Raw genomic sequence first — 1,687 nt, forward strand, 5'->3', positions numbered from 1 at the left:
GCAGCTGCGCTGACGACTGCACTGTCAATGTTCCACCCATGAGCTACCGGCGAGAACGTTCGTCTCGATCCGGCGCCTGGACCCACCCCACCCCGAAGGGCACGACGAGCCAGATGCTCCTTAGAAAGGAGGTGATCCAGCCGCACCTTCCGGTACGGCTACCTTGTTACGACTTAGTCCTAATCACCGATCCCACCTTCGACGGCTCCTTCCACAAGGGTTAGGCCACCGGCTTCGGGTGTTACCGACTTTCATGACTTGACGGGCGGTGTGTACAAGGCCCGGGAACGTATTCACCGCAGCGTTGCTGATCTGCGATTACTAGCGACTCCGACTTCATGAGGTCGAGTTGCAGACCTCAATCCGAACTGAGACCGGCTTTTTGGGATTCGCTCCACCTTACGGTATCGCAGCCCTTTGTACCGGCCATTGTAGCATGCGTGAAGCCCAAGACATAAGGGGCATGATGATTTGACGTCATCCCCACCTTCCTCCGAGTTGACCCCGGCAGTCTCCTATGAGTCCCCGCCATAACGCGCTGGCAACATAGAACGAGGGTTGCGCTCGTTGCGGGACTTAACCCAACATCTCACGACACGAGCTGACGACAACCATGCACCACCTGTACACCGACCACAAGGGGGCGACCATCTCTGGCCGTTTCCGGTGTATGTCAAGCCTTGGTAAGGTTCTTCGCGTTGCATCGAATTAATCCGCATGCTCCGCCGCTTGTGCGGGCCCCCGTCAATTCCTTTGAGTTTTAGCCTTGCGGCCGTACTCCCCAGGCGGGGCGCTTAATGCGTTAGCTACGACACAGAAACCGTGGAAAGGTCCCTACATCTAGCGCCCAACGTTTACGGCATGGACTACCAGGGTATCTAATCCTGTTCGCTCCCCATGCTTTCGCTCCTCAGCGTCAGTTACGGCCCAGAGATCTGCCTTCGCCATCGGTGTTCCTCCTGATATCTGCGCATTCCACCGCTACACCAGGAATTCCAATCTCCCCTACCGCACTCTAGTCTGCCCGTACCCACTGCAAGCCCGAGGTTGAGCCTCGGGATTTCACAGCAGACGCGACAAACCGCCTACGAGCTCTTTACGCCCAATAATTCCGGACAACGCTTGCACCCTACGTATTACCGCGGCTGCTGGCACGTAGTTAGCCGGTGCTTTTTCTGCAGGTACCGTCACTTTCGCTTCTTCCCTACTAAAAGAGGTTTACAACCCGAAGGCCGTCATCCCTCACGCGGCGTTGCTGCATCAGGCTTTCGCCCATTGTGCAATATTCCCCACTGCTGCCTCCCGTAGGAGTCTGGGCCGTGTCTCAGTCCCAGTGTGGCCGGTCACCCTCTCAGGCCGGCTACCCGTCGTCGCCTTGGTGAGCCATTACCTCACCAACAAGCTGATAGGCCGCGAGTCCATCCCCAACCAAAAAATCTTTCCACCACCAGACCATGCGGCCGGCAGTCATATCCAGTATTAGACGTCGTTTCCAACGCTTATCCCAGAGTCAGGGGCAGGTTACTCACGTGTTACTCACCCGTTCGCCACTAATCCACCCAGCAAGCTGGGCATCATCGTTCGACTTGCATGTGTTAAGCACGCCGCCAGCGTTCGTCCTGAGCCAGGATCAAACTCTCCGTAAAAAAATTACAACCAACACTCCGAAGAGCATCAGCGAGTTGAT

Annotated in this window: 1 rRNA gene; it reads right to left on the reverse strand. The window is 56.6% G+C overall.

The window, feature by feature from the left end:
• Positions 1–124: 124 nt before the first annotated feature.
• Positions 125–1,646, reverse strand: a 16S ribosomal RNA gene (locus ABIC61_RS18600).
• Between the last annotated feature and the right edge of the window lie 41 nt (positions 1,647–1,687).

Origin of the sequence: Curtobacterium sp. 1544 (assembly GCF_040544915.1) — a bacterium.
Lineage (GTDB): Bacteria > Actinomycetota > Actinomycetes > Actinomycetales > Microbacteriaceae > Curtobacterium > Curtobacterium pusillum_C.